At 46.2% G+C, this 26,129-nt stretch carries 26 protein-coding genes; 16 read left to right on the top strand and 10 right to left on the bottom strand.

From position 1 onward, the window contains the following. Together BLS03_RS25840 and BLS03_RS22030 are read left to right on the top strand one after the other, a co-directional pair. Positions 1–229: hypothetical protein (locus tag BLS03_RS25840; RefSeq protein WP_218122034.1), on the top strand; the 229-nt coding region annotated here is incomplete at its 5' end. A 21-nt stretch (positions 230–250) separates the two neighbouring features. Next, a complete protein-coding gene (locus BLS03_RS22030; protein ID WP_093279014.1) occupies positions 251–994 on the top strand; it encodes an SDR family NAD(P)-dependent oxidoreductase in 744 nt (247 codons plus the stop codon). 112 nt (positions 995–1,106) lie between these two features. Here BLS03_RS22030 and BLS03_RS22025 read toward each other — a convergent pair whose 3' ends face one another. The 3 genes from BLS03_RS22025 to BLS03_RS22015 all read right to left on the bottom strand — a co-directional run bounded on the left by BLS03_RS22025 (position 1,107) and on the right by BLS03_RS22015 (position 4,352). Then, positions 1,107–1,928 (bottom strand): transporter substrate-binding domain-containing protein, encoded by an 822-nt coding sequence (locus BLS03_RS22025; protein WP_093279011.1) that lies wholly within the window; start codon positions 1,926–1,928, stop codon positions 1,107–1,109. A gap of 342 nt (positions 1,929–2,270) precedes the next feature. Then, positions 2,271–3,209 carry a homocysteine S-methyltransferase gene (mmuM, locus tag BLS03_RS22020; RefSeq protein ID WP_093279009.1) on the bottom strand — a complete coding sequence of 313 codons (939 nt, stop codon included), beginning with the start codon at positions 3,207–3,209 and terminating at the stop codon, positions 2,271–2,273. A 195-nt stretch (positions 3,210–3,404) separates the two neighbouring features. Continuing rightward, complete coding sequence (locus tag BLS03_RS22015) at positions 3,405–4,352, bottom strand: AraC family transcriptional regulator (RefSeq protein ID WP_093279007.1); 948 nt, start codon at positions 4,350–4,352, stop codon at positions 3,405–3,407. A 124-nt stretch (positions 4,353–4,476) separates the two neighbouring features. Here BLS03_RS22015 and BLS03_RS22010 point away from each other — a divergent pair, with 124 nt between their 5' ends. The 6 genes from BLS03_RS22010 (at position 4,477) to BLS03_RS21985 (ending at position 9,981) form a co-directional block, all read left to right on the top strand. After that, a complete protein-coding gene (locus BLS03_RS22010; protein WP_093279004.1) occupies positions 4,477–5,310 on the top strand; it encodes an oxidoreductase in 834 nt (277 codons plus the stop codon). A 234-nt stretch (positions 5,311–5,544) separates the two neighbouring features. Then, on the top strand, positions 5,545–6,606 hold the full coding sequence (locus tag BLS03_RS22005; RefSeq protein WP_093279002.1) for a sensor histidine kinase: 1,062 nt from the start codon (positions 5,545–5,547) through the stop codon (positions 6,604–6,606). Then, positions 6,596–7,330 (top strand): LytR/AlgR family response regulator transcription factor, encoded by a 735-nt coding sequence (locus tag BLS03_RS22000; RefSeq protein WP_093278999.1) that lies wholly within the window; start codon positions 6,596–6,598, stop codon positions 7,328–7,330. The genes BLS03_RS22005 and BLS03_RS22000 overlap by 11 nt, the downstream gene beginning before the upstream one ends. A 185-nt stretch (positions 7,331–7,515) precedes the next feature. After that, the gene (locus BLS03_RS21995; protein WP_176765668.1) at positions 7,516–8,328 is read left to right on the top strand and encodes a MipA/OmpV family protein; all 813 of its coding nucleotides are present in this window, start codon (positions 7,516–7,518) and stop codon (positions 8,326–8,328) included. A gap of 154 nt (positions 8,329–8,482) precedes the next feature. Continuing rightward, complete coding sequence (locus BLS03_RS21990) at positions 8,483–9,088, top strand: hypothetical protein (RefSeq protein ID WP_245696771.1); 606 nt, start codon at positions 8,483–8,485, stop codon at positions 9,086–9,088. Between the two features lie 200 nt (positions 9,089–9,288). After that, complete coding sequence (locus tag BLS03_RS21985; protein WP_093278995.1) at positions 9,289–9,981, top strand: hypothetical protein; 693 nt, start codon at positions 9,289–9,291, stop codon at positions 9,979–9,981. A 107-nt stretch (positions 9,982–10,088) separates the two neighbouring features. Here BLS03_RS21985 and BLS03_RS21980 read toward each other — a convergent pair whose 3' ends face one another. Together BLS03_RS21980 and BLS03_RS21975 are read right to left on the bottom strand one after the other, a co-directional pair. After that, complete coding sequence (locus BLS03_RS21980) at positions 10,089–10,973, bottom strand: MurR/RpiR family transcriptional regulator (RefSeq protein WP_093278993.1); 885 nt, start codon at positions 10,971–10,973, stop codon at positions 10,089–10,091. A 169-nt stretch (positions 10,974–11,142) separates the two neighbouring features. Next, entirely contained in the window at positions 11,143–11,916 is a 774-nt protein-coding gene (locus tag BLS03_RS21975; RefSeq protein ID WP_093278991.1) for an SGNH/GDSL hydrolase family protein, read from the bottom strand. 743 nt (positions 11,917–12,659) lie between these two features. Between BLS03_RS21975 and dcuC the strand changes: the two genes are divergently transcribed. The 4 genes from dcuC to BLS03_RS21955 all read left to right on the top strand — a co-directional run bounded on the left by dcuC (position 12,660) and on the right by BLS03_RS21955 (position 16,678). Beyond that, entirely contained in the window at positions 12,660–14,021 is a 1,362-nt protein-coding gene (gene dcuC / locus BLS03_RS21970) for a C4-dicarboxylate transporter DcuC (RefSeq protein WP_093278988.1), read from the top strand. 9 nt (positions 14,022–14,030) lie between these two features. Continuing rightward, entirely contained in the window at positions 14,031–15,395 is a 1,365-nt protein-coding gene (locus BLS03_RS21965) for a class-II fumarase/aspartase family protein (RefSeq protein WP_093278986.1), read from the top strand. Between the two features lie 38 nt (positions 15,396–15,433). Beyond that, on the top strand, positions 15,434–15,667 hold the full coding sequence (locus tag BLS03_RS21960) for a hypothetical protein (RefSeq protein WP_093278983.1): 234 nt from the start codon (positions 15,434–15,436) through the stop codon (positions 15,665–15,667). A 99-nt stretch (positions 15,668–15,766) separates the two neighbouring features. Next, on the top strand, positions 15,767–16,678 hold the full coding sequence (locus BLS03_RS21955; RefSeq protein WP_093278980.1) for a DMT family transporter: 912 nt from the start codon (positions 15,767–15,769) through the stop codon (positions 16,676–16,678). A gap of 105 nt (positions 16,679–16,783) precedes the next feature. Here BLS03_RS21955 and BLS03_RS21950 read toward each other — a convergent pair whose 3' ends face one another. Beyond that, the gene (locus BLS03_RS21950; protein ID WP_093278977.1) at positions 16,784–17,944 is read right to left on the bottom strand and encodes an aminotransferase-like domain-containing protein; all 1,161 of its coding nucleotides are present in this window, start codon (positions 17,942–17,944) and stop codon (positions 16,784–16,786) included. A 111-nt stretch (positions 17,945–18,055) separates the two neighbouring features. Here BLS03_RS21950 and BLS03_RS21945 point away from each other — a divergent pair, with 111 nt between their 5' ends. The 3 genes from BLS03_RS21945 (at position 18,056) to BLS03_RS21935 (ending at position 20,451) form a co-directional block, all read left to right on the top strand. Continuing rightward, complete coding sequence (locus BLS03_RS21945) at positions 18,056–18,925, top strand: AraC family transcriptional regulator (RefSeq protein ID WP_093278975.1); 870 nt, start codon at positions 18,056–18,058, stop codon at positions 18,923–18,925. Positions 18,926–18,969: 44 nt separating this feature from the next. Further along, the gene (locus tag BLS03_RS21940) at positions 18,970–19,773 is read left to right on the top strand and encodes a helix-turn-helix domain-containing protein (RefSeq protein WP_093278973.1); all 804 of its coding nucleotides are present in this window, start codon (positions 18,970–18,972) and stop codon (positions 19,771–19,773) included. 78 nt (positions 19,774–19,851) lie between these two features. After that, positions 19,852–20,451 (top strand): NAD(P)H-dependent oxidoreductase, encoded by a 600-nt coding sequence (locus BLS03_RS21935; protein WP_093278971.1) that lies wholly within the window; start codon positions 19,852–19,854, stop codon positions 20,449–20,451. A gap of 173 nt (positions 20,452–20,624) precedes the next feature. On the opposite strand, the gene BLS03_RS21930 is transcribed toward BLS03_RS21935, so the two are convergent. Beyond that, a complete protein-coding gene (locus tag BLS03_RS21930) occupies positions 20,625–21,494 on the bottom strand; it encodes an arginase family protein (RefSeq protein ID WP_093278969.1) in 870 nt (289 codons plus the stop codon). A gap of 70 nt (positions 21,495–21,564) precedes the next feature. After that, positions 21,565–22,803, bottom strand: coding sequence for an MFS transporter (locus tag BLS03_RS21925; protein WP_093278967.1), 1,239 nt, complete (start codon positions 22,801–22,803; stop codon positions 21,565–21,567). Between the two features lie 259 nt (positions 22,804–23,062). Here BLS03_RS21925 and BLS03_RS21920 point away from each other — a divergent pair, with 259 nt between their 5' ends. Beyond that, entirely contained in the window at positions 23,063–23,395 is a 333-nt protein-coding gene (locus BLS03_RS21920) for an EthD domain-containing protein (RefSeq protein WP_093278965.1), read from the top strand. A 57-nt stretch (positions 23,396–23,452) separates the two neighbouring features. Here BLS03_RS21920 and BLS03_RS21915 read toward each other — a convergent pair whose 3' ends face one another. Beyond that, complete coding sequence (locus tag BLS03_RS21915) at positions 23,453–24,409, bottom strand: AraC family transcriptional regulator (protein WP_093278963.1); 957 nt, start codon at positions 24,407–24,409, stop codon at positions 23,453–23,455. 190 nt (positions 24,410–24,599) lie between these two features. Beyond that, positions 24,600–25,634, bottom strand: a complete 1,035-nt coding sequence (locus BLS03_RS21910; protein ID WP_093278961.1) for a LacI family DNA-binding transcriptional regulator — start codon at positions 25,632–25,634, stop codon at positions 24,600–24,602. Positions 25,635–26,129 lie beyond the last annotated feature (495 nt).

Below are 26,129 nucleotides of genomic sequence, written 5' to 3'. Positions count from 1 at the left end.
CTGGTGCGCTATCGCAGATGGCAAAGAAATCGAAGAAGTGTTAGCGCATCATACAAAACTCATCAACTTAATCCACTCAACTCAAGCAACCCAACTCAAATCATTCAATACCAAGAAAATATCCGCCAGTCATGCGATAAATAATTTTCACTTTATAAAGTCATTGCCGATTTTACGTGCTAGATTGGTTTATGGCTTAAGCAGGTTTAACTGTTTGAATGATAGATAAATTAATAGGGAAGTTGTCAATATGAAAACCGCATTGGTAACCGGTGGAACGCGTGGTATTGGGCTTGAAACTGTGCGCCGTTTAGTGGCTGAAGGCTATAAAGTGGTGACTTGCTCGCGTTCAAAAGCGAGTTGGGGTGAGGCACTTAATGCTCACCCAGAGCTTGCCGAAGTCGATCATCAAATCATTGATATTTCCATTGATAGTGAGCTTGAGAAGCTATTTAGCTACATTACTGAAACCTATGGCGAGCTCCATGTCGCAGTGAATAATGCATCTCCGCAGATCGCTTCTAGTGGCCGTTTTCATCAAGTGGATAGTGCACTGTTGAAAGATACCCTCAATGTCGATTTTTGGGCTCAAGCGCTGTGTTTAAAATACGAAATTCAACTGATGAAGCCGGGCGCTGCGATTGTTAATGTCAGCTCTGTCAATGGATTAAGACCAACTCCAGGCGCGTCTATGTATAGCGCGGCCAAGCATGCGATGGAAGGTTTAACTCGCTCACTGGCGCTAGAAAATATTCCATCGGGAATTCGCATCAATGGTGTGGCACCGGGTGTGACGTGGACGCCGCGCTGGGAAGAGCGACAAGTCAGCCATCCTAATATTCGCCAAGAAGTGTCGGATGTGGTGCCGATCAAACGCTTTGCCCACAGCGATGAAGTGGCGAATGCGATTGAATTCCTGCTCTCAGATAAAGCCAGTTATATCGTCGGCCACACGCTGGTGGTTGATGGCGGAATTTCACTCACGGGCGCTTAAGCTCTGCAGTTTTTCATAACCGATGTGTAAAAAAGGTGATAGACACCTAATGTGCCTATCACCTTAAATTTTGCCCTAAACCTTAGATTACTGAGGCTTAGGCTGCTTTCGCTTACTGGACGCTATCGACCCATTTGTCCGACTTAAACCATTTGTCATAAATGCGCTGATAGGTGCCATCGCCTTTTACTTGGCGCAGGAAATTGTTTAAGAAGTTGAGGAAATCGGCATCGCCGCGGCGTACGGCCCAGCCCAGCGGTTCAAAGGTAAAGCTTTGGTCGAGGTGGATGACTTTACCCTCATGGCGCGCTTCATACATGGCGTTATAGGGCAGGTCGTAAACAAACGCATCTGCTTGACCATTGGCGATTTGCAGCGCGGCATCGGCGGAGGTGTCGTAAAGATCGATTTTGGCTTTGGATAGATATTTGTTCGCCGCTTCAGCGCCAGTCGTGCCCATTTGGGTTGCTATGGTGTACTGCGCATTGTTGAGGTCGCGGTATGAATGAATTTTGTCAGCAAGCTTTGGCGAGATCAGCAGGGTTTGACCCACTTCGATATAAGGGTCGGCAAAATTGACGCTTAGATTGCGCTTAGGCGTAATGGTCATGCCGCCAATAAAATCGCATTTTCCGGTTTTTAGCGCAGGAATAATGCCGTCCCAGGCGGTATTTACAGGTACGAATTTCACATCGATTGAGCGAGCCATTTGTTTGGCAAGGTCAATATCAAAGCCGATATAACGGCCGCTTTTATCGGTCATCTCAAAGGGCAGATAGCCTGACTCAAAGCAGAATTTGAGCTCCCCAGAACGTAATATGCCATCCAAGGCTGATTCAGCCGCGTTGGCATTGACGGATGAAAAGAGTGACAAGATCGCGATTGAAGAGGCGAATACACCTCGAATATGTTGTGTGAAAGGCTTTAACTTCATTTTATACATCCACGTATTTTTATTGTTGTGTTGTTGTCTCGAGCCTGAATGTTCAGACGTTACGGCCTGTGAATGATGAAGTTTTTGGTGGAATAATCAATCTTTTATTTTTTATAAGATATGCTGTTTTTTGTAGCCAATCTGGCGTTTTATCTTGTTGGTTTATCTTGTCGGTTTAAAAATGGCGCTTAAAAAATGGATGCCATCAGCGGGAAATCGGGTGTGATGAATGGTAGGTATGACCTCGCTCCTGAGGTGATGGATTCAAGTCGCTAACTCGGTTTTTGCCGAGTGAATTAGGCTTAAATTGTCTCAGGAGCGAAGTAGGGCTATGCGAATCGATTACTCAATAGTTGAGAATATTTGCTTGATTTCGGTTGGCGTGGTGCCGCAGCATCCGCCGATGATTTTCGCGCCCAGCGCATGCCATTGCTTGGCGTAATCGAGATAATGAGTTGCGCCGTGGCTATCATGCTCGCACCAAGTTTTAGTGTCGGGATCGTAGCTGTTTCCTAGGTTGCCATACACCACAATTGGCTTAGCGGTTTGCGCTTTGATTTGTTCAATTAGCCCGCCAATGAACTGGGGTGGGGTGCAGTTAACGCCGACCGCAACGACACCATCAAATGCTTCAAGGGCGCGAATGCACTCGGCAATCTCTTGGCCATTAGAGATCTGTGAAGCGTTTTTCGCACTGAAGGTTATCCAGCATTTGGCGCCGAGCTCTTGAACAATCTCAGCGATAACCAAAGCTTCATCTAAGCGAGGAATGGTTTCCGCCGCGATAAGGTCCACGCCTTGATGCCATAAAAGCTCGATACGTTGCTGATGAAATTGGCGCAGCTGTTGTGTTGAAAGCTGATAATCGCCGCGGTACTCAGAGCCGTCGGCGAGAAACGCGCCGTATGGACCAATTGATGCCGCAGCTATTGGGTAGCGGCGCTGCTCGGCTTTGCCTTGCTCCTGCCACCATTCGTCTCTTGCTTCGAGCAGCAGTGTTGCGGATGCTTTAATCAGGTCTTCGGCTTCAGCCGCGCTTAAGCCTTTATTGACGTAACCTTCAATCGTCGCTTGGTAACTGACTGTCACGCCAAAATCGGCGCCTGCTTGAAAATAATCACGGTGCAATTGTTTGATGAGCTCTGGGCTGTCTTTGAGAACCTTGGCGGTCCAAAGTTCGTCGTTAAGATCACAACCCATAGATTCAAGGTGCGTACCGGCAGCGCCATCTGTTATCAGTAGCGGGGATGTTGTGAGAATGTCAGTGAGATTTTGTCTCATGAAATTTCCTTATGTGAGTGACTCACAGAATATTGTAATTATTGTTTTTACTTGTGACCTGCACCAGCGAAGCTCGACGTCGGCGCAGTGAAATTTTAATAACCGGAGTTATTCATAAATTGACGCATTAGTAAAGCGTTAGGCACCAGCTTAGTGGTTTTCTCACCATGTCGAGCGTGGAGCACATTGACCTTTTTAATGTGAGGATACGTAATCTTCACCAGACGCTGCAGGATAGGAAAAGTGCGCTTTTAACCTTTTTATCTCTTGGGCAGGAGGCAGACCGAACAGCCGTTTAAATTCACGATTGAACTGGGAGGGGCTTTCATATCCAACCTCGTGACAGACGCTGCTTGCAGGGATGGATTGGCGCAGCATCAACATTCGAGCTTGATGCAGCCGCACCGATTTTACGTATTGCATCGGTGCAAGATGCGTGATCGCCTTAAAATGAGTGCTAAACGTCGGCACGCTCATTTGCGCCATGGCGGCAAGGTTAGGCAAAGTAAGTGAATTTGGATACTCAGAGTGAATGTATTTCAAGACTTGGCTGATCTTGCCAAATTGTCCTCGAGAACTGACTGCGCTGCGTATCACGTCGCCTTGTGGCCCGGTTAGAAAATGAAAATACAATTCACGTAGTAACGACTGGCCCAGCACCGCCACCTCAAGTGGTTTGTCCAAAATGTGCAAAAAACGCGTTACGCACCTTTGCAGTTCATCCGTCACTGGGCTGGCGACCATACTCTCCGGAGCGACTGTCGCGGCAGAAGAGGTCTTTTGTTGTTCGATCAGCAAGATCAGTTCTGCCGCCAGTTTAAAATCGAGCGTGATATAAATGGCTAGCAGTGGTTGGTCAATGCTTGCTTGGGTCTCCATAGAAAAAGGCACAGGTACCGACACTGCCAGATATTGGCTCTGGTCATAGACGTAACACTTATCGCCAAAATACCCCTGCTTTCTGCCTTGGCAGACAATCACAATCCCCGGTTCGTATAACACTGGTGTTCTGGTTAATTTGCGGTTCGAGCGCAGCAGACGCACATTTTTGATTGGCGTGAGATTGTAACCTTCGTTTGGTGCGAGTAGGCACAATTGCTCGATGATGCGTTGCTGATCAGAGATGTACAGTGGTGAGTTCATATGTGTTTGCTAAATGAAAAGTAAGTTTCCTCATAATAATAGGCAATAATTTAACATATATAGAGCTAATAGAGCACATCGTTAAATAATAATATGCATTTCTCGATACAAGAGAGGAAATCATATGTTAACGAAACACACTATTGTTATTACTGGCGTAAGCAGCGGTTTTGGCCGAGCGCTTGCCGAGCAGGCCTTACAAGCGGGTCATCGCGTCATTGGTACCGTTCGCAGTCAAGCTGACAAAGTAGCGTTTGAGCAACTCAATAGCCATCATGCCATCGGGCGCATTTTGGATGTCACCAACCACCAAGATGTGAATAAAGTGATTACGGACATAGAAACCAACATCGCCCCAATTGATGTGCTGGTAAATAACGCCGGTTATGGTCATGAGGGCTTGCTGGAAGAGTCGTCGATGGAGGAAATAAGAAGCCAATTTGAGGTCAATGTCTTTGGCGCGATTGCGTTGATGAAATCGGTCGTGCCGTATATGCGTCAACGACGTGCGGGAAAAATATTAAATATTACGTCGATGGGAGGCTATATCACCATGCCGGGGATATCCGATTATTGTGGGAGTAAATTCGCGTTAGTTGGTATTTCTGACGCGCTGGCAAAAGAGCTCAAGCCATTTGATATCTCGGTTATCTCGGTGGCTCCCGGTTCGTTTCGCACGGATTGGGCGGGGCGTTCCATGGTTCGAACACCAAGAACGATCAGCGATTATGATCAAAGCTTCGATCCAATCAGAAAAGCGCGCGAAGATAAAAATGGCAAGCAGCTCGGAGACCCGATTAAAGCGGCACAAGCGATGCTAGAAGTCATCGACAGCGCGCATCCACCTAGCCACTTACTCTTAGGGAGTGATGCTTTGTCATTGGTTCGAACCCAACTGGCTGAAATGAATCAATCCATCGACACTTGGCAAGCTTTGACCTGCTCTACAGATGGTTAAGATTTAAACCTCGATTTCAAAGGGCGCAATTGAAACGGCGCCCTTTGGCTTAGCGCTCAAATTACTCTGCGGATCAAAACACGCTAACAAAGTATCAACGGGGTAATATCGGTTACCAACGGCGCACTGATTTCACAGAAGTGAGACAAATTTGGTTACAATGGCGGAATGTAAAACGCGTTTTGGTGCGCGGCTAAATAGAGCGAAATAAACAACTAAAGGCGGTAACCGTTTGTGAACTCGAGTGTTTTGTCCTTTGAACGTTTGCGCCCACATTTGTGGTTGCTGCTGTTTTGGCCGCTGGTAAACATCAGCCTGTATATGCTTGGCGTCAGTCTGGTGAGTTCGTTTACCACTGTGGCTAAGGACATAGGCGCGCCGGGTCTTACGCATGTCATCGTGCGAATTTGGACCATTTTTTCTCTGCTGTGGCTGTTAATGCAAGGCTTTAAACTTGTCGCTGGGGACTTATTGGCTCGTAAAAACAGCGTGGTGTTTAAATCGTTGTGTATCGTGGCGCTAGTCATATGCGCGGGCATATTGGAGCGTATGCTGAGCAGTCGCTATCTTGATATCCCTGATTTGCGCGGCAATGTTATGGCGGTGGTCAACATTGCTTTTCAGGCGTTGATGTTGATTGCCATGGAACATTTATGGCAGCTCAAACAGCATAATTTTGCGCTGCAAATGCACTTACAACAAAAAGAAGTGCAGATGCTACGGCTGCAAAACGATCCGCATTTTATCTTCAATACGCTCAACCTTATTGTCAGCGATATTCGCACTCGCCCGGAACTTGCCGAAGAACTGATTTACGACTTAAGCGATTTATTGCGTTTGAGTATGAAGTTGTCGGCCCAACAAGATATTGCGCTGCGCGATGAAATCGAGTTGATCCGTCACTACCTCAATATTCAAAGTAATCGATTTGGCGAGCGCTTAGTGCTGGACTTGGCAATCAGCCCGGACAGTGAAGGGTTACGAATTCCTCCAATGTTGGTGCTGCCGCTGGTGGAAAATGCCATCAAACATGGTGTCAGTCAGTCGAGTCGCCCGGTGCGCTTAAGCATTAGGGTAGAAGTACAAAAATGCACTTTGGCGATCCAAGTGATTAACAGTGGTGAGACGCCATTGGCGCCTAAAAACCCTGATGGTCAGGGGCTGACGATTCTGCGTCAGACGTTAGCGTTTTATTATCCCGAGCGCTATCAGTTCGCCCTTAATCAACAAGGAGGCTCTATGACGGCGGATATTCGTATTGCTCTAGAGAGCGAGGTCGTCTCTGATGACATTTAAGGTGATGATTATTGATGATGAAGCGGCTGGCATTGCCGCCTTGGCGCGTCAAGTTGAAGCGCTTGAAAGCTTAACTCTGGTAGCGTGTGTTGACGATGGGCACCAAGCCATCGTTGAGATTGAGCGTTATCGTCCGGATATCGTGTTTATGGATATTGAAATGCCGGAGTGCGACGGTTTTCGTGTGGCGCAGGCAACCGCGCATCTGCCTTATCATCTGGTGTTTGTGACCGCTTACCATCAGCACGCGATAGATGCATTTACCACTCAAGCGATCGATTATCTGCTCAAGCCCGTGCGCCCGGAGCGGCTACGCCAATGCGTGGATAAAATTAGCGCGGCACGCCAATCTCTACTTAACCATGCGGCGCAAATTCAGCCGACGATTTTAATTGATGATGGTCAGCAACATCATGTCATTGAACTGGCAGAGATTGATTATGTGGAAAGCATTGGCCGCTATCAGCGCGTGTGCATGGCATCGTCTTCATCGTCGTCGATAGCGCGGCAAACTCTGGTGACTGAGCGCACCATGGAAGCATTTTGCACTCAACTAGAAACGGCGAATTTTATGCGCATTCATCGTAGCTATTTGGTGAATTTAGCCAGTATTCGCATTTTGCGGCGCAAGCAGCGTAATTGGGTGGCGGTGCTGCGCGGTATAGAAGTCGAGCTGCCGATCGCCCGAAATCGCGTCGCGGCGCTCAAGCAAGCGCTCTCCTAGTCATCAACTTTTCCTCTGTGATCTGCTTGCCAGCCTGCACGGTTGGCGTACCACTGATACGAGTTTTGTCCCTCTGGTGTCCTACTCAATAGACGATATTTTTCAATCCCATACGCTGAAGTTGTTTTCAATAATGACATCGCGCCTTGGCGCGCGATGGCTGTGACTAGAAAGGAATGAAGCGAATGTTGAATAAGCAAATTTCAGCGCTTGGAACTGGGTATCGATGGTTATCGGCAGGCTGCCGCCAGTTGATGTTGGGTATGTGCCTGCTACTACTTTACATCAGCGTGCGGCCCGCGCTCGCGATTGACTTGCCACAAATCACACTTGGACCGATTGCCAGTTATTCGCCTGATGTATATCACGGCAGCGACCGCGAAGTGAATCCATTTTTGATGATCGGCTATGAAAGTAAATACGTTTTTGTTCGTGGGCTTAGCGCTGGTGTTAGATTAAGGCCGCTGGCATCGGCGCAGAATATTATTTTCCGCGTCCGTTACGATAATCGTACATTCAAGCCGCAAGATTCGGATGATGCTCGAATGCGTTTGTTGGATGAGCGCAAAGAGACGGTTTTGGCTGGCGCCAGTTATCAACTGCGTTTACCGTTTGGTCTGTTTGATATTGGCGGCGGGACGGATATAGGTGACCATCATAATGGCCTTTATGCTGAAGCGACATTGCTCGTGCCTCTAGGGTGGCAGCGGTGGCGAGTATCACCGCAGATCGGCTACACCTACAACAGCGATAGAATCAACAATTACTACTATGGGGTATCCAAAGCAGAGGCCGCGCGTTCAGGCCTTAAAGCCTTTGATGCTGATTGGGATGGGCAGTACTTTATCGGAGTGTCAGGGACCTATTCGCTGCAGCCGAATTTGCTGATTATGGCTAGTGTTCGCTACAGTAATTTAGACCACGATCTTGAGCAAAGTCCGATGCTGCGCCGCACTGTTATGACCTCGGGTTATGTCGGTGTAGCTTATCGTTTTTAGTGACTGAGAGGCTTGCTTTTAAGCATTGATGCATGGTGGTTTTTGCTCGCGCGGTAGCCGCATTTTATAGCTCAGGATACGGTTTTTTCATTGCTTGACAGATGGATGTGCCTGCTTTCATCATTCTGGGTTATGTTTGACGAAAGAGATGCCCATGTTGGCAAACGCAAACTCGTGGTCTGAGATTTACCCTATGTCTAAGTTGTTTAAATGGTTGCTGGTGCTGGTTGCGAGCTTTGTTGTCGTGTTCGGTTATTTGACGTTTCGCTCCTATCGCGCGCTAACCTTTATGGACCACGGTTTGCAGTGGTTTTGGGTTGATAGCCAGCTGATTAGCCTAGATAACATGGCGCTGCAAAGCGCGCGTGAGTATCATTCTAAACAACTGATTTTTCGCCAAGTCGATGTTGAGCATCGGCTGGCGATTTTCCTCAATACCACCAATAACGGCTACTTGCTGTTTACCTTTGTCAAAGACACGCCGTGTGATTCAAACACGCCTTATCAGGCCGAGCTCAGTGTCAATGATACGCCGAGTGAAGCGGTCACTTTTGAGTGTAAAACTCCCACTAGCGCTATCTATCGTATTGCCAAGCCGACTTTTCATCAGCTTGAGTTGAACAATCAGGACTTCAGTTTCAACTTCGATGCCGAACAATGGAATGTCAAAGCGCTGAGAAAAGATGACTATATGCAGCACAACTATCGCTTTTTCCAAAAGCACAGTAAGGAACAAGTCTACCCTTGGGATCGCGACTAATCAGATTAGTATCCTTGGTTCGCAAATCAGGGGCTGATGTCCCTGTTCGCTCAAACGTTATTCGCTGAATTATCATCCGTTTAAGCCACGCATTATTTAGTCTCAACAAGCTTTACGCCGCCCTTAAAATGAATCATTGGCATGGATTGGCAACCAATCCACACATTCAACGTTTCAGTGGCTAACGTAATAGGGTAATTATGGCTTTTTTAATTAAACCGACTGCGCTTAAGCAAGCGCAGCGTAATATCTATCATAACGAAGTGGGCTTTACTGCCTTTCCAAGCACAGAGCAAGTTGCGTTCAATGATCAGCAACTTTTGCCGATAGGACTTTTGTCTTATCAAGCGTTTGATGCCACATCTCAGCAGCAAATTCTCATTGCTGTCCCTGCGGTGCAAGGCACGTTTGACGGTGATTACCCATATCTTAGTTACTCGTTAACCGCAGATGGTTGGCAAATGGATGACACCAGTGTCGAGTTTTTCGGTCAAGAGTTCTCCTGTTATCACGATTATTTCAAACAAGCACAGGACTTCTTTGGTCACCATGAAATGCTGACTTACTCGCTGGAAGCGGAGGGGAGCAAGCAAGCGCTGTTTGAATTAGGTGGGCAACCGCCGTTGGGCTGTAATTGGGATGCCAATTTATACGATGAAATGGCTGAAAATGAAGAGCTAGACCACTATTTCGATGTTATGGATGAAGAAGAGGGCGAGGAGTTCGAAACCATGAGCACTCGCGAAATCGTCTATCTCGATGAAGACACCGATCAAGAGTATGTATACCTCGGCCAGTTTAGTTATGACACTTACCTAGACGGTGGTGGTGAATGCATCGTGTTCTACCAGCCCGAACTGAAAAAAGTCCTAGTCGTGGCGGAGTTTTCTTAAGCCATATCAGACGCGAAAGCATGGATGAAAAGGCAGAGCGGCGCATCCTGCGCCGCTTAAAATTTGCCTAAAATAGAACGCCAAATTCCAGCATAAAAGTCGCATTGTTATTTAAATTCGAGCGACGAAAAGGTACCAAAGAATTTGAACAGCTGTTCAAGTTCTTCAAAATTATCGTCATTTCCTGACGCTCTTTGCACCAGAAACAGCAGCAGTTCTACGAATAAAAAGCCGATGGTGCGACTGTGAAATATCGAGTCGACATCGCTTGGCAACACATATTGCACATCGCTGTACACGCTATAGGGGTTGGAATGTGTGTTGGTGACGACTGTTACGTGGGCTTGTTTACTGTTAAAGAACTTAGTGATATCGAGCACGAGCGGATTAAAGCGGTAATAGGAAAAGGCGATCAGTACATCTTGCGCATCGACGCCGAGCAAGCTTTTTGGTAGCTCGCCTTTATCCAGCGGCAGCAGCACGACTTTGGAGCGGCTGTATTTGAGCAGGGTTGAGAAATGCAGTGCCAGCGCGCGCGAAGATGCCGGGCCTACCACATAGACGGTGCGCTTTTTATCGGCCATCAGCTGTGCCAGCTTATCTAACTCTTCAATATTCAGCTCACAAGCAAACTGCTCAATGAGCTGCTTCACCTTGCCAATGTAGCGCAGCGCTTCAGTGGGTGTATCGCTGTCTGCCAACGTGGTTTTGGCTCTACTGGCTTCAATCGGCGCCACCATATTGTGGTTACTCAGCTCGTTTTTTAACGCGCTCTTAAACGCCGTAAATCCGGTGTAGCCAAGCTTATTTAGATAACGGCCAATGGTGGCTTTGCTGACCTGCGCCTTTTGCGCCAAATCGATGATGCCGTAGTAGGAGAGCTCACCAAAGTGGTTGATGATAAAGGCATTAAGAGCCGCTTCCGATTCAGTAAACGGCTTGAGTTGCTCGGCGAGGTGTCGATAAGTGGTTAAATCAAGATGATCTTTCATAACGGCTCGAGGCTGGAACATGCGAGGTCAACAGACCTTAATCACGTAAAAAACTAGTCAAAAGAGTAACACAGTCGCGACTCGGCTTAAGAGCGCAGTGACTGAAAAGTGATCGCGTTAAAATGTCAGGCTTTCCAATACGGAAAGCCTAACGATAGTGTGGCGACGACTATTGATTTTGAAAGTCCTGCACGGTTTGCCAAGCAACCGTTTGTAGTTTGTGCGCGGTTTCTGGTGTCATATCACTATCAACGGGCAGTGCACCGCCGACAGGAGATTGATTGTATAAAGTGGCGAAAAACACCGCCGCAGCTAGGTAAGTGCCTGCCAATGACGGGTGTTTACCATCGCTGTGATACAAATTGATCTCAGGGTATTGTTTGAGGCTTTGTGCGAATGCAAGGCCAACCGGCGCTACGTAACCTGCGGTTTTTTCAGCAATGTTTTGATATGCGCTGGCGAGTTCTTGTGTTTGCTGTGGTTTGGCTTTTTGCGCCCAAGTCATAAAGTACAGCACTTTTGAACCGGCATCGTGGGCGATTTTCGCCATCTGCTGCGCCGACTGTTCGAAGTACTGGCGCGACTCGGCTTTTGCGCTGATCGGTTCCATCGAGTTGCCTTGAAAAACTACCACATCCCAATGTTTTAAGCTGTTTTGAAACTCTAAGTTGGCTTTATGCCAGCCAAGGCGACCACTTGAGATGGTGATGCCGCGGAAGCTATAGCCATCGGCTTGATTGGGCAGCAGCGAGCGGGTTAAATCGCGTAACCGGGTGTTGAGGTTATTGTTGTAATGGGTGTAGGAGTTGCCATACAGCGCCACGACTTTATTATCGCCATCCATTTTGGCGTTAAAAGCTGGAGCATTTAGCGTATCAGCAAAGGCGCTGCTGTAGCTCAACGTCAGGAGTAGCGCTGCGGCTGAGCGAACGAAACGTGTCATAGTGATTCCTTAGCAGTCATTAAATTCAGTCGTCAATAACATTGTGCCGAGTATGGCTCGGTCTCGTGGTGATGATTTTTATGGCTTGCGACAGCATATTGGCAAGCGGTAAGCCATCTTATCGCTGGATAGAAACAAGCCAATAGGGGAATTTGAGCTTCCCTGAGTAAAGCTTGATTAAGCTCTGATTTCGCCGTTTACTTCGCTCGAATGGCGCTCAAAAGAGGCAAAAATTACTCGAAATTTGTACCCGAGGGCACAGTTTTTTGCGATATAACACATCAGCTAATAAATTGCGTGACTGAAATAAATGCGCTGAATCACATTTATAAGTGAGGCGATTTAGGGCTGAGAAATTGGATTTCCCATTCAATTAAAATAGCACTGAAATTTAATTAATCTATTTTAAATCAATTAGTTATTTTTGAAGTTAAGCGCGACTTTTTCACTTGGTTTGAGGCGCAGTCAATGAGGCTTGCAACCGTCTTTGAGCGTTGGCGTTAACCGCGCGAGCGGCAAAGTGTGATCCAGAGTCTCAATTTTGCGAGTGCAGTGGCTAAGGCGTTCACCGAATGCAGGAATTCAATGCAATCGCCGGCGTTTTTGAGCGTGGCTATTGATGAAATCGTTGGCAGATTTTTAATTGCTTCACAGTTTTTTTAGAGAATCGGTGCTTCCCATACAGCCAAATCGCAATCCCCAACAAGATAGCGGTGACACAATAAAATAAAAAGGTGAAACACATGGTCGCTCTACTTGCTCTGCCGATTGTTTTTGGCGCGGGATTTCTCATCGTCAAAAAGTACAACACCCAAGCGGTACTGTTTGGTACTGGTCTTTTGATGATGCTGGTTGGCGTAGTCGCTGGTGGTCCTGAATTTCTGCCCAAAGGCGTCACTTCTTCAGGGTCGACGTTGGTTGATTTCTTTTTGGTGATCAAATCGATCGCATCTTCGACGCTCGCCAAGCTTGGTTTGATCATTATGGCGGTGGGCGGCTTTTCCAAATACATGGGACACATCGGTGCGGCCAACGCGCTAGTTAAAGTGACCACAAAGCCGCTAGCGGCGATCAACAACCCGTATATTATTTTGGCGCTTGCCTACCTTTTGGGGCAATTTTTAAACGTGTTTATTCCTAGCGCCGTTGGCCTTGCGATGCTGCTGTTGGTTGCGCTTTATCCTGTATTGGTCGGCATTGGTTGTACGCCCGCCTCGGTTGCGGCTGTACTTGCTACCACCGCGTGTTTGGATCTCGGCCCCGCATCGGGCGCATCTAATAAAGCGGCGGAAGTGATTGGCATCGATGCGGCGTCTTATTTTGTTGAGCATCAATTGTTTGTTGGCGTATGTACGGCGCTGGTTATCGCCGCGCTGCATTTCGTTAGTCAAAAATGGTTTGATAAACGCGATCAAGCCAAAGGCGTTGAGTATGAGTTGCAAGCCAAAGAAGATACCTCACGCCAAGCGCCGCTGTGGTTTGCCGTGCTACCGGTTCTACCTTTGGTGCTGCTACTTACCTTCAGTAAATTTGCGGTGACGTCGGTCAAAATTGATGTGGTAACCGCGATGTTTATCAGTTTAGCGGTGGCGATGCTCAGTGATTATCTCTATTCGCGCAACGGTAAGGCGGTCGCGGCGTCGTTGAAAGTTTACCTGCAGGGGATGGGCGAGGTGTTTGCGGGCGTGGTGTCTTTGATCATTGCCGCGCAAACCTTTGTGGTTGGCTTAACCGCGATTGGATTTATTTCTGCGATGCTTGGCGCAGCAACCCATTTAGGCTTTGGGTATACCTTAATGGTGATCATGCTGGTGGCGATCATCGGCGTTACCGCCTTGATGTCGGGTTCGGGCAATGCGGCGTTCTTTAGCTTTTCAAACCTAGCGCCTGATGTCGCCGCGCATGTTGGAGTTTCTACCGCCGCGTTGGCACTGCCGATGCAGCTTTCTGCCGGTATTTTCCGCTCGTTTTCGCCGGTCGCTGGCGTGGTGATTGCTTGCGCGGGTGTGGCAGGCATTCCGCCCACTGAACTGGTCAAGCGCACCGCAATTCCGATGATTGGCGGCTTAGTGACGGTTCTAGCTATCACATTTATTGGCGCATAGGAGGGCATCATGCAAGGTTCAAACGCATCGGTTTTTGACTCGATACTCTATTCGCCGCTGTTTACTCAAGCCAAGATGAAGCAGATTTGGTCCGATGAGAACTTGATTAGTACTTGGCTGACCTTTGAGGTGACGATCGCTAAAGTGCAGGCCGAACTGGGCTTGATTCCCGCATCTGCGCCAGGTTCCATTGCGCAAGTTTGCCAGTTGGACAATATCGATTGGCCTCGGCTTGCCAATGACACGCGCAGCGTTGGTATGGCGATCAAACCTTTGGTTGAACAGCTCGCTGAGCTGGGTGACGAGCAAGTCAAAAAGTATCTCCATTGGGGCTGCACCACTCAAGATCTGCTCGATACCAGTTTGGCGATGCGCATTAAACAAACTCTCGATGTGGTGCGCTCACAATTGCTTTTGCTGGGCGACGAACTGCAAGCGATGGCGACGCGGCATCAAGCGACGGTGATGGTGGCGCGCACGAATGCGATGGATGCGCTGCCAACCACTTGGGGGCTGCATGTGTGCGGTTATCTGCAAGAAGTGACGCGGCATTTGCTGCGTCTTGAGCAACTTTATCCGCGCGCGATTACTGGCATGTACGGCGGCGCGGTGGGCAACTTGTCGTCAATTGGCGAGCATGGCCTTGAAGTGCGTAAAAGGCTATTTGCCGCGTTAGCGCTCACTGAGCCCAAAGGGCTTGGCAACGCGAGTTTGGATCATATCGCCGAGTTAGTGCAGTTTTTTGCACTCATTCATGGCACCTTGTGCCGCATTGCCAATGACACTGAAACCATGGGCCGCGCATCAATTGGCGAGCTGCGTGAAGGCGAACAGGGTGGCGGTTCCAGTACCATGCCGCATAAGGCGAATCCGCGCGCCGCGAATATGATTCAAACTCTGTCGCGCATGGGTTGGATGTACGCCAGTGGCGCGCCAAATATGCTCGATCAAAGTGATGTGCGCTCAGCCTCGATGCGGGTGTTGAACTGGAGTTTGGTGCCAGAATCGGCGCTGGCAGTATCGACTGCGCTTGAACGTGCTCACGGCTTAGTGGCTAATTTAGTGGTCAATGAACACCAGATGCGCGCCAATTTTGCAGCGTCGCGCCACTTTATTATGTCCGAAGCGGTGATGATGAAAGCGGCGCAAAAGGTTGGCCGCTCTGAGGGCTATCATGCGGTCCAAGCCGCGATAGCCAATGCACCAGAGCAAGGAGATTTAGCCACCATCCTCAAACAAAATGCTCAGGTGCTGGCGATACTGTCAGATGAAGATATTGATGCGGCGTGCGACCCCAAACATTATCTAGGTTGTAATCAAGCTTTGATCGACGAAACCCTGCAGCAATATCGTGAGGTGGCAGGCAAAGTTTAGGCTCGCCGTGGTGACAAACACAGCGCGGAGTTGACGCTTTGGGCAACAAGCCAACTAAGCCGATGGAGCTTATCGCGCTGTGTTGGCGCCGCGCTGAACGTGTTGACTTTGCTGCTGATATTGCGCCGCCGAAAATGCCTATTCGTGAATACCAAGATGAATGCAAAGTGCTCGGCGGTATCATTTTAAAGCGTGATAGATTCGAAATACGGCATTGTAATCTAAATATCTGTTCGTCTAATTATTCATCCTACTTTAAACTCCTGCTTTAAGATTTACCGCGCTGAATTTTTCGCGCGCCAGTTTCATCATTCAAATGGCGGGCGCAAAGTTGTTTGGCGCTCAATATTTGGCATTTGATAGGACAGAAGATGCGTTTATCTGATTACACTCGATTATTGGCTCTCGCGGCGATTTGGGGAGCGAGCTTCCTATTTATGAGGATTACGGTGCCGGAGTTTGGCGCGATTAATAGTGCATTTTTGCGAGTGTTTTTTGGCTTTGTCGGTTTGGCGGTAATCCTGTTGGCACTTCGCTGCCCGATTCGGTTTAACGGAAAGTTTCGCGCCTGCTTTACCCTCGGCATGATTAATTCTGGCGTGCCATTTGTCATGTATTGTATCGCTGCCCAGTGGTTACCTGCTGGCTATTCCGCGGTGCTTAATGCCACCACGCCGCTAATGGGCGCGCTGATTGGCTTTACCTTTTTTGCGGAAAAACTCACCTTAAGTAAGTGGGCGGCGGTGATCCTTGGTGCGGTAGGCATTGCGATTATTACCACCTTTGGTGAAGCGCATTCGATGCAGGAGCTTGTGTTTGGCGGCCTGGCTTGCTTGGTTGCAACCAGCTGTTATGCGGTGTCGGGGTTCCTCACTCGTCAATGGATCAACAATCAAGGCGGTTTAGATCCTAAAATCGTGGCGTTTGGTAGCCAAATTGGCGCAACCACTTTGTTGCTGCCGCTGTTTATTTTTACCAGTACAACAGATACCTCGATTCATTGGGCGCAAGGCGAAGTGTGGGCGAGTATCATTGCGCTTGGCGTAATTTGTACCGCGTGCGCCTATATTGTCTTTTTCCGCTTAATCAGTGATATCGGGCCGCTGCGCTCGATGACGGTGACGTTTTTAATTCCACCGTTCGCCATTTTATGGGGATACGTCGTACTTGATGAAGCAATCAGCCAAGGGTTTATTTTCGGCTCACTGATTGTCGCCGTTGCAGTGTGGCTGATTGTCCGCCCCGCAAAACAAGCCGAAGAAGTAAAAGCCCTACAATCGTAGCCATAGTGTTGTATATGATGATCGTGGGGGATTTTCGACAGTGCGTTTGTGCTTTATCCAGCCAGGTTATGGGCGCATTCAGCGCCGATAACCTCATATACATTGCTAAATTTTAGTTAGATTAGATTTTAGAACTCGAGCAATACGCTGAACGGCGGTGATCAAATCCTCTGGGGCGGCGTTGGTAAAGTTAAGACGTATTGCCGACGTGGCTTGACTTGATGCGGGATAAAATACTGGGCTTGGGACGACAGCAACCTTATTTGCCAATAATTCGTGTGCTAATTGATAGGTGTCGCACGTTGGAAGGGTCACCCAGACAAACATGCCTCCCTCGGTTGGAATGATTGTGCATCCATCAGGCAGATAGGTTTGCAGCGCTTGCACGAGCGTCGCATGACGAGCTTGATAAACAGCTCGTATTGCTTTGAGGTGGCTGGGAAATTCGGGGTGTTGCAGTAAACCTAAGATGATCGCTTGTACCGGAGTACTCGAGTGTAAGTCAGCTCCTTGTTTTACTTTGACCAAAGGTTCTAAGTAACTCTGCTTTCCACTTACCGTACCAAATCTAAGCCCAGGGGAGGCGACTTTCGATAGGGAACGCAGCACAATTGAGTGGTCTGGGCAAAAATCGGATACCAGCGCAAGGGCGTCACCAGAAAAGCGTAATTCTCGATACGGCGCATCTTCAATGAATACCACATTGTACTTCATGCATAGCGCCGCCACTTGGTGACGTTTCTCAAGCGACCAGCATACGCCAGTTGGATTATGGAAATCTGGCACAGCATAGAACATCTTGGGTGATTCGGTTTTGAAGCATTGTTCTAATTCACTGATATTAGGGCCGAATTCGTCTTGCGAGATAGTCACTAAATTTGCCTGTGCTAAACCAAACACCTGCATTGCACCAAGATAACAAGGCGCTTCCATTGCGATAGTATCCTTGGGGTTAACATAGGCGCGAGCAATTAAATCTAAGCCTTGTTGAGATCCTGTACAGGTTATAACTCGATGGGTTTCCGGCAGCTGATACGATTGAGTCAGGTGAGCAATTAATGGCTCGTATCCAGGTGTAGGACCGTATTGAAAAACGTCTCTCATCGTAGGCAGCGATTCGATCGCCGGTTTCATCAGGTGGATAGGGAAGGTCTGTTCATCGGGTAATCCTCCGGCGAGCGAAATGACATTTTCATCACTGGCCGCTGCAAGGATTTCACGGATATAGGAGGGTTTTATTTGCTGAACTGAGTGGGCAATTTCCATATGAGACTCGACATTATCGTGGTTGGTGTGGCAATAGTAATCACTCTTGGCAAGATAAGTCGGTCCATATATGCTCACTAACATGTCCATTTATGCTATTTGGCTTTCGCTATGAATAAACTTCAACAATCGAGAATCAACGATGTGCTGTTTTATATCCATCAAGATATCAGCCGTGACTTAACGGCGGGTGAACTTGCCAAAGTTGCATCCTATTCGGAGCAGCATTTTCATCGCACGTTTCAGCGTGTTGTTGGCGAATCGGTTAATCAGTATATTCGCCGTATTCGCATGGAATACGCCGCCAATCAGTTGATGTTTGACCCGCAGGCGAGGGTTATCGATATCGTGAATAAGAGTGGCTTTAGTTCTGCCTCTTCATTCAATCGGGCGTTCAAAAGTGTCTTTCATATGTCGCCAAAGCAATGGCGCCAACACGATTTGCAGGTTTCAGATAAACCTTATTTAGAAGATAAAGACATAGCGCTGGGTTATCAGCACGCAACCACTCAGAGCTTACCCACGCCCAAAATCCTTGACGTTCCTAGTCGTATGGCAGCCTATGTTCGTCACACTGGATATAATCGTTCTATTTCAAATGCTTGGTTATTATTACAAGCGTGGGCGAAAGCTGAAAATCGAGATTTTTCCATTCAATATGGGTTACATCATTCCAACCCTGCTTGGGTGGCGCTCGATAAATGTCGTTACGTGGCATGCATCGAGATAGAAAAACCGCTTACGGTGCGCGGAGTGGTTAATCAATTTGTTATTCCGGGAGGGCTTCATGCCGTATTCCCATTGAGTGGTGTTTATGGAGAACTGTTGCCAAAATTGAGTTTGATATTAGAACATTGGTTACCTGAATCGGGCTTTAAATTGCGTGCCACACCGGCTTATGTTCAATATTTAAAGAATCACTTTATTGATCAAAATGAACAGTTTGAACTGGATTTTTATCTGCCAATTGGCTTCTTTTAAGTTAGATTAACTCATCGATTTACCGCGTGGTGGAGAAAATAGTCATGGAAAGTAACCCTGAATACTTGGGTCAACGACTCACAGTTCCTGAACATCTTCAGGCTATATACTCCCATTTCTATTTTGCCGAGAATCGTTCGAAACAAACGATGAAACAGACCTTATTGCCATCGTTTCAAGTGATGCTGATTTTTAGCTTGGGTGCACCTATTTCAATTCAATTGCAAAACCAAAAAACTCTGATTGTTGATCGATACCTTATGCTAGGTCCGGTAAAACAGGCTATTGAATATCAACTGCCGCCGAAATCCGAGATCATCGTTATTCACTTTTTAGGGGATGGCTTTTACCGTTTGTTTGGCTGTGGCCGCGTTGACCCGCAATTTGAGTCTTCTCTTGATGAAGATTGCTTTATGGGAATGAGGAAAGAGCTAGATCAATTGTCTGATGCGACATCACGCTCTGAATACCTTATTTCGGTTGGAGAGTCTTATTTACGTGATGCCCCTGATGTTAATTTAAATTTTGCTCACAATCGCAGCCAGCAGCCGCAAATTAAACGTACCGCTGAAAAATATGGCAAAAATATTCGTACGCTTCAGCTGCAGTATCAAAAGCAACTCGGCTTTAGTGCAAAAGAGTACAGTCGTTACCAACGTTTTATTCAAGCGATAGAATCTATTCAGTCATGCGTTGACAGAGCGCTGGTGGTTAATTGGGCAGAGATTGTTTTTGAGTGTGGGTATTACGATCAAAGTCATTTGATTCGTGATTTTAAACATTATTTGCATCTTAGCCCCTCACAATATCTCGATATTCAGTGTCAGGTATGCGGTGTGCCAACTTGAATTTCGTTTTCGTACAATTCAACTTTGATTTAGCCTCATAACATGGTGGCGTTTATTCGTTAACGGAGTTACACCACCATGAACCACTTGATTATTTACGCACATCCATCTGACAAGAGTTTGAATGCCACGATAAAAAATAATTTAACCGAGATGTTGAAGAGTGAGCATGACGTTCAAATCAGAGATCTCCATCAGTTGAATTTTAATCCGGTTTTATCCGCGCAGGACCTGACCGATCAGAGACGCGGCGTTGTAGCAAAAGAGGTTAAAACTGAGCAGCAGTTGATTGAGTGGGCTGATTGTCTGACGTTTATTTATCCGATCTGGTGGGCGGGTATGCCTGCAATGATGAAAGGCTATATTGATCGCGTGTTTAGCTACGGGTTTGCCTATCGTTATGTCGAGGGAAAACAACAGGGTTTGCTCAGTGATAAGAAGGTTGTTGTGATTAATACACAAGGTAAATCGGCCCAAGAGTATCAGGCGTCTGGCATGGATAAAGCGATAGCATTGACTTCAGACTTTGGCATCTTTCAATACTGCGGAATGAAGGTAATCGCACACCTTAATTTTGAACGTGCAGATCGCGCGACAGCAGAGCAAATCGAGGTTCTACAATCGGCGATTAAGGATATATATCAAGAGTCAGTTTTGCTTCTTTCGTTGCAAGAATGATTGCAGCGCTTTACTTGCGCGAGTTAGAGCAATGACTGGCAACATCTATGCTCGCGAGCGTTTTATCTATCTCATACACCTAAGTCTGTTGGGGTAAATTGATCGAGGGCTTAAGGTTAAGCCCCCATAATTTATCCCGTAGGTTGGGTATTATGACTGAGGAAAAATCGCGCTTACTTACCAAGTAAAGGGAAGCTTGCGAGCATGTTTTTCAGGCGCAGTGCATCCCACGGTAGATGCTCTGTAACCCCTAAACCAACCACTTCGATAGTGTCGCCAATGTCATTAATCAGACGTTGCACGGCTGAAAGTTTCATTGCTCCTTGAGTTAAACCTTCGAACTTATCGGCAGGGACATCGCGTTCTGCAAAATACAGCGAGCCGAAGTCGGCAATCGACATCACATCTAAATCCAGATGAATGGCGACTTTAGTAATGCCTTTCGCTTTTATCCAATCGGTAACAGGAGTACTGGTTTGCGCCAATTCTTCAGGGCCAACAAAAGCCATACTATTATTCTGAATAAAATCAGTTTCGTAAGGCAGGGTCGCACCCAACCCCGCAAATAAGACATTTTCAGGTTTGACCGGAGTCTTGACGACAGCTTTAAATTCTTCATCGCCGATGCCCATTAAATTGCCGAGAACCATAGCATGCGCATGATTGTATTGCTCTGGAGTCATAATATCTGGGTGCGCATCAACCCAAATGATACCAAGCTCACCTTGATATTTTTCATTTAGATAGGCGAATGGGGCGAGATCAACAAGGCAGTCACCACCTAGCACAACAATGCTGTCTGGTTGGTGTTGTTCGATAATGTTTGTCGCGCTGTGTAACTGGTCGAGTAATTGTGAGCGGCCTTTTAGCCCTTGCTCTTCTGTTAACTCAACTCCAGTTGGACGGCTTACAGGGACTTCTGCAACCGGACCTTGTGGGTCGGGCGCCAAAAATGCCAGCATTTGTGAACCAAAATGATATGCCTCGTTGTTGCCACCCTGCCATTGAGGAAAGTGTAAACGAAGTGTTTTTGAGTCAGACATAAATTCTCCTTGATATAAGCCCCCAAAATCTGGGGGCTCAATCGCATTTGAAAATAGATTTTAATCGTTGTTATGAGTTGGCTGTCAGAGAGACCTGACGGCGTCGAGTTTTGACCGGAGCGGTTTCAATGAACAGCACAGATAGAATGGCGATCAACGTAAATGCCGCACCGACAATTTCCATGGTGATGTGTAAACCGAACAGGTCCGCTAAGCCGCCGGCAACGATTGGCATGATCACGCCTCCGGCCATTTCTCCGACACCCGTTGGAATACCGACTGCGCTGCCTGCTTGTTGGGCCGGAACACTTTCTGCCGGAATAATGGCTAAGTAGATAGGGGCAAGACCAAAGCCAAAGATGCCAGCAAAGCCAAGAAGTAAGAACATTTGAATTTGACTCAGACCAGTACTAAATGCGAATAAGTACATGAGTGCACCGTAGATGGCAGAACACACAAATACGACCGGCTTTCTTCCTAAGCGATCAGAAAGTGAGGGCATAATGATCATGCCGATTGCGCCCCCAAACCCCCAGCCTGAAATAATAAAGCCGACGTCAGAAAGCTCTAAGTGAACGACCTGAGTTAGGTACAAGGCAACAAAGGTTGAAAAAACGTAAAGCCCACTTTGGAAACAGCAGCTCATTAGCGTCGCGACCCAAACATTGCGAACTTTAAGCACGGATAACGTGCTGCTTTTTTCAGTTTTAGACGGGTGTTCATTACCAGATGGTTGAGCTATGGGTTTATTTTTCATGACCTTATGTAAGCCATAAGCAAGCAGGATTCCCGGAATACCCACCACGAAAAATACCGCTTCCCAAGGCATAACTTCGTTAAGCTGAGTCGCAATGATCGGACCTAGACCAATGCCTAACAACGGGAAGAATGCTTGGTGTACACCCATCATCAGCCCTTTTTTCTCTGGTTTTACATTTTCAGAAATAGCCGCAACACTGGTACTGAATACGCCACCTTCACCAATTCCCAAGAGGCCACGAATAGCTAGCATTGCAGTAAATGATTTTGCGATACCAGTGAGCCATGTCATCACAGAAAAGAAAACGGTAGAAAAAATTAAGACGCCTTTACGACCATGGCGATCAGAATAACTGCCAAGTAACCAAGTAGAGATGGCGTAGGTAAAGGCTAATATTGAGGCGATGGCTCCAGCCTGAGTATTGTTAATTTTTAATTCAGGCACGATGACAGGGAAAAGATATACAACAGCAAATCGATCCAAGCCAATGATGCCAAACAATATGGCGAGCAGAAGAACAAGCTTCCACTCAGTGGGCATTTTTTTCATATTACATCCATGTAAGTTAATAAATGATCCATTACCAACGGTTATTAAACTCACTGGGAAGGAAAGATACTTGACTCAGTCAGACAGGAAAGTTTGCTCAAAATGACAAATTAGAACGGGGTGTGGGTTTGTCCAAACAAGTCAATTTAGATGGTAGTTTGAGTCAATTTATTCTTGTTTTGGGGTGCTAATTTGACGAGGGGTCGTTAACCAAATGGTTAATGGCACAGCAAAATATGTCAGAAATTAAGGAGTAATAATGCATACTGTTGCTTATCTAATGAAGAGAAAACCCGGGATGACAAAAGCAGAGTTTTTAAAATTGTATGAAGAGCATCGAGAAGTGATGGTTAGCAATGCAAGAGGCTTGGTCAGTTATACCCAACACCCCATCAGGGAACCACAACAAACGGGCGATACTTACACAACCGATGAATATGAAGAATATGATGCACTATCTATCTATACGTATGAATCTGCGGAGGATTCAGAGTTTAGTAATCTTTTGACTGCTATTTCGAATGATAGTGAAAGATTTATCGATTTTGAAAGTATTATTTCACTTCCTCTCAATAAAATTGAAGTGAAATAGATGAAAAAAGGAAGATTTGTCTCAGCATGAATCTTCCTGTCTCTTTTCTCTTTTTCGCTATTTTATTTTGCCGGCTAAAAGTTCTTTTGGAGTTATTCCGTAGGTTTTCTTGAAAGCGCGGCTGAAATGCGAAAAATCATTGAAGCCACAATGAATGGCAACATCCGATACACGCCTTACTTTCCTCCCGATTAGCATTTTGTAAGCGAGTTCAAGCCTTTGCTCCCATAGCCATTTGATTGCAGTTGTTCCTTCCATTGCGAACAAGCGGTTAAGTGTTCGAGTTGTCATATAATGCGTTTCTGCAATGGAACTTGCGTTGAGATCTGCATTGCTAAGATCATTGAGAAGATGTTGTTTAATTTTATTGAGTTTGTGCTTTTTTTTAATGTCCGTTGTTTGGCTGTCGGAAGAAAATTCAACGCTAAGGGCTGTCGCGATAATATCCATAAGAGCTGAAGATAAAGTTAACTCTGAGGAGATATCTCTCAGGTTAGGTAAACTAGCGTATTCTCTGATTGTTGAAGCAGTTAATTTACCCATCGTGCTGTCAGACTTAAGAGTACGAGCGATTAAAGGGCTCACGTTGTCGAATGTTGTGCGTATGAGATTTTTGGGAAATTTGATATTGAGCGCTCGATGATTTTCAGAATAGTCCAAGTCAAACGGCTTTGATGAATCATATAGCACCATGTCGCCAGTACTGATTGTTGCTCTACGACCTTCCTGCGAAATTTCCCCAACGCCGTTTAGTAGGAGTAGAAACTGGAGATCCTCTTTCTGATCTTGATAGACATCTTTTTCAGAACGATGGTATTTCATTGGTACATTGATTTGGTGGTCATTTAGTACAACACCGCCAAAGCTGTGACCTGATAAAGAAGCCGCGACGGTATTATTGTTACTATGGCCTAATTCGCAATGAACTTTCACATAGTTGTTAGAAATTATGCTTTCCCAAAACTCAAATCTTTCAGAAGAGCTGACCAAATCTGTGTTATGTAACAAATTCATGATGCATCCTGAATTACGTTAAAGTCTTATTTGGGGCTGCAAAAATCACGCCTAGAATTTAATAATGAAAAACAGTTAGCTAGACAATGGCCAGATTTTAAAATGAACCAAATTGACACAAATGCATTAAATGAGTGCAACTTGATCTATTTTAACTAATGCAATGTGATTGATATAAATCTGCTTGGATTTAATCGTTAATCTTTTTTATCGAGTCTCGAATTACCAGTTCGCCATATATATCGTTAAGAGGTTTCAGCTGAGAATCCCCATTCTCCATTTTTAGGAAAAGCATCTCGCAAGCACGTTGTACAATGTCGTCGACCGGCAACTTAACGGAAGAGATAGAAGGATGTGTGTAGTTAGCGATATCATCATTACCAAAGCCAAATATAGAGATCTCGTCTGGAACAGAAATTCCCTTCTCTTGTAATGCCTTGAGTGCACCTATCGCTATAGAATCACTGTGGCAAGCGATTGCGGTAAACTTCACCTGACGTTGAAGCAATTGTTGGCAAGCTGTATATCCACCATCAAAAAAGGAAGGGGCTTCGACAATCAAAAATGGGTCGACATCTAATCCATTTTTATTTAAAGACTGCCTGTATCCTTCAAAACGTTGCCTAGCGGTATTGATGTTCATTGGACCGCAAATATAAGCAATGGCTGTATGTCCGAGCTCAAGGAGTTTATTCACCGCCAAACTTTCAGCTTCTACTTGGTCGTACCAAACATAGTTGTTTGGTTTTTTAGGCAATTTGTAGTTTATAACCACGAGTGGAATAGGCAGTTCATCAATCAGATTTGAAAGTTGTTCCTCACCGCTATTTTCTTCTATATGTGAAGTTTTATAGTACAAAATACCATCGCAGCGTCGATCGACGAGCTGCTTTATTGAGCGAATTCCGCTTTCAATGTCATTAGTATCGGTTTGAGTGATGATTAAGAATTTATTTGAATCTCTTGCCATCGAATGAGCCAGATCCATTAATTCCATTACGTTCTGAGCACTGTGGTAGCCAGAAGGAATGATTAAGCCGACACTATTGGTTGTTTGATTTGAAAGGGACTGGGCGAGAACGTTTGGTCGATAATTTAGCTCTTCTATTGCTCTAAATACAGCATCCTTTGTCGCTTGCGATATGCGCCCTTTGCCGTTCATTACACGAGAAACGGTCGTTTTTGACACGCCAGCTAAGCGAGATACGTCCAATATTGTTGCCATATTTATCTTTCCAAAAATTCCATTACCTCGATTTTAACCAAGAAGCCTCGAAAGCCAAATAGATAAAAATCTAAATTTACGAATAGCCAATAAAATTTAGCCACTTAGGTGCTTTTAGCGCAACATTAGCGGCTGTTTGTCATCATATTGCATATGGTAAACCGGTTGTTCGATTTTGTTTGATTTTTATGTAAAACAACAGATTACAACGAGTTGAAATCTGTTGCCTAGTGGCTAAATCAAAGAGATGAATGATTTAGTTAAGGTGTATGTACAATGTTTGTACTAAAATGTCTCTGATTGGTTGAATTTTGGTCTGTTTGTTTGAGTTTAAATGTGACCAATCGCTCAATTATTGTTCCTTTTATTAAAAATTCCTTACTTTGATAAACCGGTTGCGCTTAGTATGCGGTCTAGTCGATTGACATCACAGCGGTAACAAATCGAGGCTGAAAGGCACTCAAATTTATAGAGAGGAATATACGGGGAATGGGT

Origin of the sequence: Vibrio xiamenensis (assembly GCF_900100015.1) — a bacterium.
GTDB classification, from domain to species: domain Bacteria; phylum Pseudomonadota; class Gammaproteobacteria; order Enterobacterales; family Vibrionaceae; genus Vibrio; species Vibrio xiamenensis.
The sequence above is the reverse complement of the archived record's forward strand: the minus strand, read 5'-3'. Positions and strand labels throughout refer to the sequence as shown.

What these genes read in the sequence shown, in the direction of transcription:
- BLS03_RS22030 (WP_093279014.1), top strand. Translation starts at nt 251, where the DNA reads ATGAAAACCGCATTGGTAACCGGTGGAACGCGTGGTATTGGGCTTGAA.
- BLS03_RS22025 (WP_093279011.1), bottom strand. Translation starts at nt 1,928, where the DNA reads ATGAAGTTAAAGCCTTTCACACAACATATTCGAGGTGTATTCGCCTCT.
- mmuM (WP_093279009.1), bottom strand. Translation starts at nt 3,209, where the DNA reads ATGAGACAAAATCTCACTGACATTCTCACAACATCCCCGCTACTGATA.
- BLS03_RS22015 (WP_093279007.1), bottom strand. Translation starts at nt 4,352, where the DNA reads ATGAACTCACCACTGTACATCTCTGATCAGCAACGCATCATCGAGCAA.
- BLS03_RS22010 (WP_093279004.1), top strand. Translation starts at nt 4,477, where the DNA reads ATGTTAACGAAACACACTATTGTTATTACTGGCGTAAGCAGCGGTTTT.
- BLS03_RS22000 (WP_093278999.1), top strand. Translation starts at nt 6,596, where the DNA reads ATGACATTTAAGGTGATGATTATTGATGATGAAGCGGCTGGCATTGCC.
- BLS03_RS21995 (WP_176765668.1), top strand. Translation starts at nt 7,516, where the DNA reads ATGTTGAATAAGCAAATTTCAGCGCTTGGAACTGGGTATCGATGGTTA.
- BLS03_RS21990 (WP_245696771.1), top strand. Translation starts at nt 8,483, where the DNA reads ATGTTGGCAAACGCAAACTCGTGGTCTGAGATTTACCCTATGTCTAAG.
- BLS03_RS21985 (WP_093278995.1), top strand. Translation starts at nt 9,289, where the DNA reads ATGGCTTTTTTAATTAAACCGACTGCGCTTAAGCAAGCGCAGCGTAAT.
- BLS03_RS21980 (WP_093278993.1), bottom strand. Translation starts at nt 10,973, where the DNA reads ATGAAAGATCATCTTGATTTAACCACTTATCGACACCTCGCCGAGCAA.
- BLS03_RS21975 (WP_093278991.1), bottom strand. Translation starts at nt 11,916, where the DNA reads ATGACACGTTTCGTTCGCTCAGCCGCAGCGCTACTCCTGACGTTGAGC.
- dcuC (WP_093278988.1), top strand. Translation starts at nt 12,660, where the DNA reads ATGGTCGCTCTACTTGCTCTGCCGATTGTTTTTGGCGCGGGATTTCTC.
- BLS03_RS21965 (WP_093278986.1), top strand. Translation starts at nt 14,031, where the DNA reads ATGCAAGGTTCAAACGCATCGGTTTTTGACTCGATACTCTATTCGCCG.
- BLS03_RS21955 (WP_093278980.1), top strand. Translation starts at nt 15,767, where the DNA reads ATGCGTTTATCTGATTACACTCGATTATTGGCTCTCGCGGCGATTTGG.
- BLS03_RS21950 (WP_093278977.1), bottom strand. Translation starts at nt 17,944, where the DNA reads ATGGAAATTGCCCACTCAGTTCAGCAAATAAAACCCTCCTATATCCGT.
- BLS03_RS21945 (WP_093278975.1), top strand. Translation starts at nt 18,056, where the DNA reads ATGAATAAACTTCAACAATCGAGAATCAACGATGTGCTGTTTTATATC.
- BLS03_RS21940 (WP_093278973.1), top strand. Translation starts at nt 18,970, where the DNA reads ATGGAAAGTAACCCTGAATACTTGGGTCAACGACTCACAGTTCCTGAA.
- BLS03_RS21935 (WP_093278971.1), top strand. Translation starts at nt 19,852, where the DNA reads ATGAACCACTTGATTATTTACGCACATCCATCTGACAAGAGTTTGAAT.
- BLS03_RS21930 (WP_093278969.1), bottom strand. Translation starts at nt 21,494, where the DNA reads ATGTCTGACTCAAAAACACTTCGTTTACACTTTCCTCAATGGCAGGGT.
- BLS03_RS21925 (WP_093278967.1), bottom strand. Translation starts at nt 22,803, where the DNA reads ATGAAAAAAATGCCCACTGAGTGGAAGCTTGTTCTTCTGCTCGCCATA.
- BLS03_RS21920 (WP_093278965.1), top strand. Translation starts at nt 23,063, where the DNA reads ATGCATACTGTTGCTTATCTAATGAAGAGAAAACCCGGGATGACAAAA.
- BLS03_RS21915 (WP_093278963.1), bottom strand. Translation starts at nt 24,409, where the DNA reads ATGAATTTGTTACATAACACAGATTTGGTCAGCTCTTCTGAAAGATTT.
- BLS03_RS21910 (WP_093278961.1), bottom strand. Translation starts at nt 25,634, where the DNA reads ATGGCAACAATATTGGACGTATCTCGCTTAGCTGGCGTGTCAAAAACG.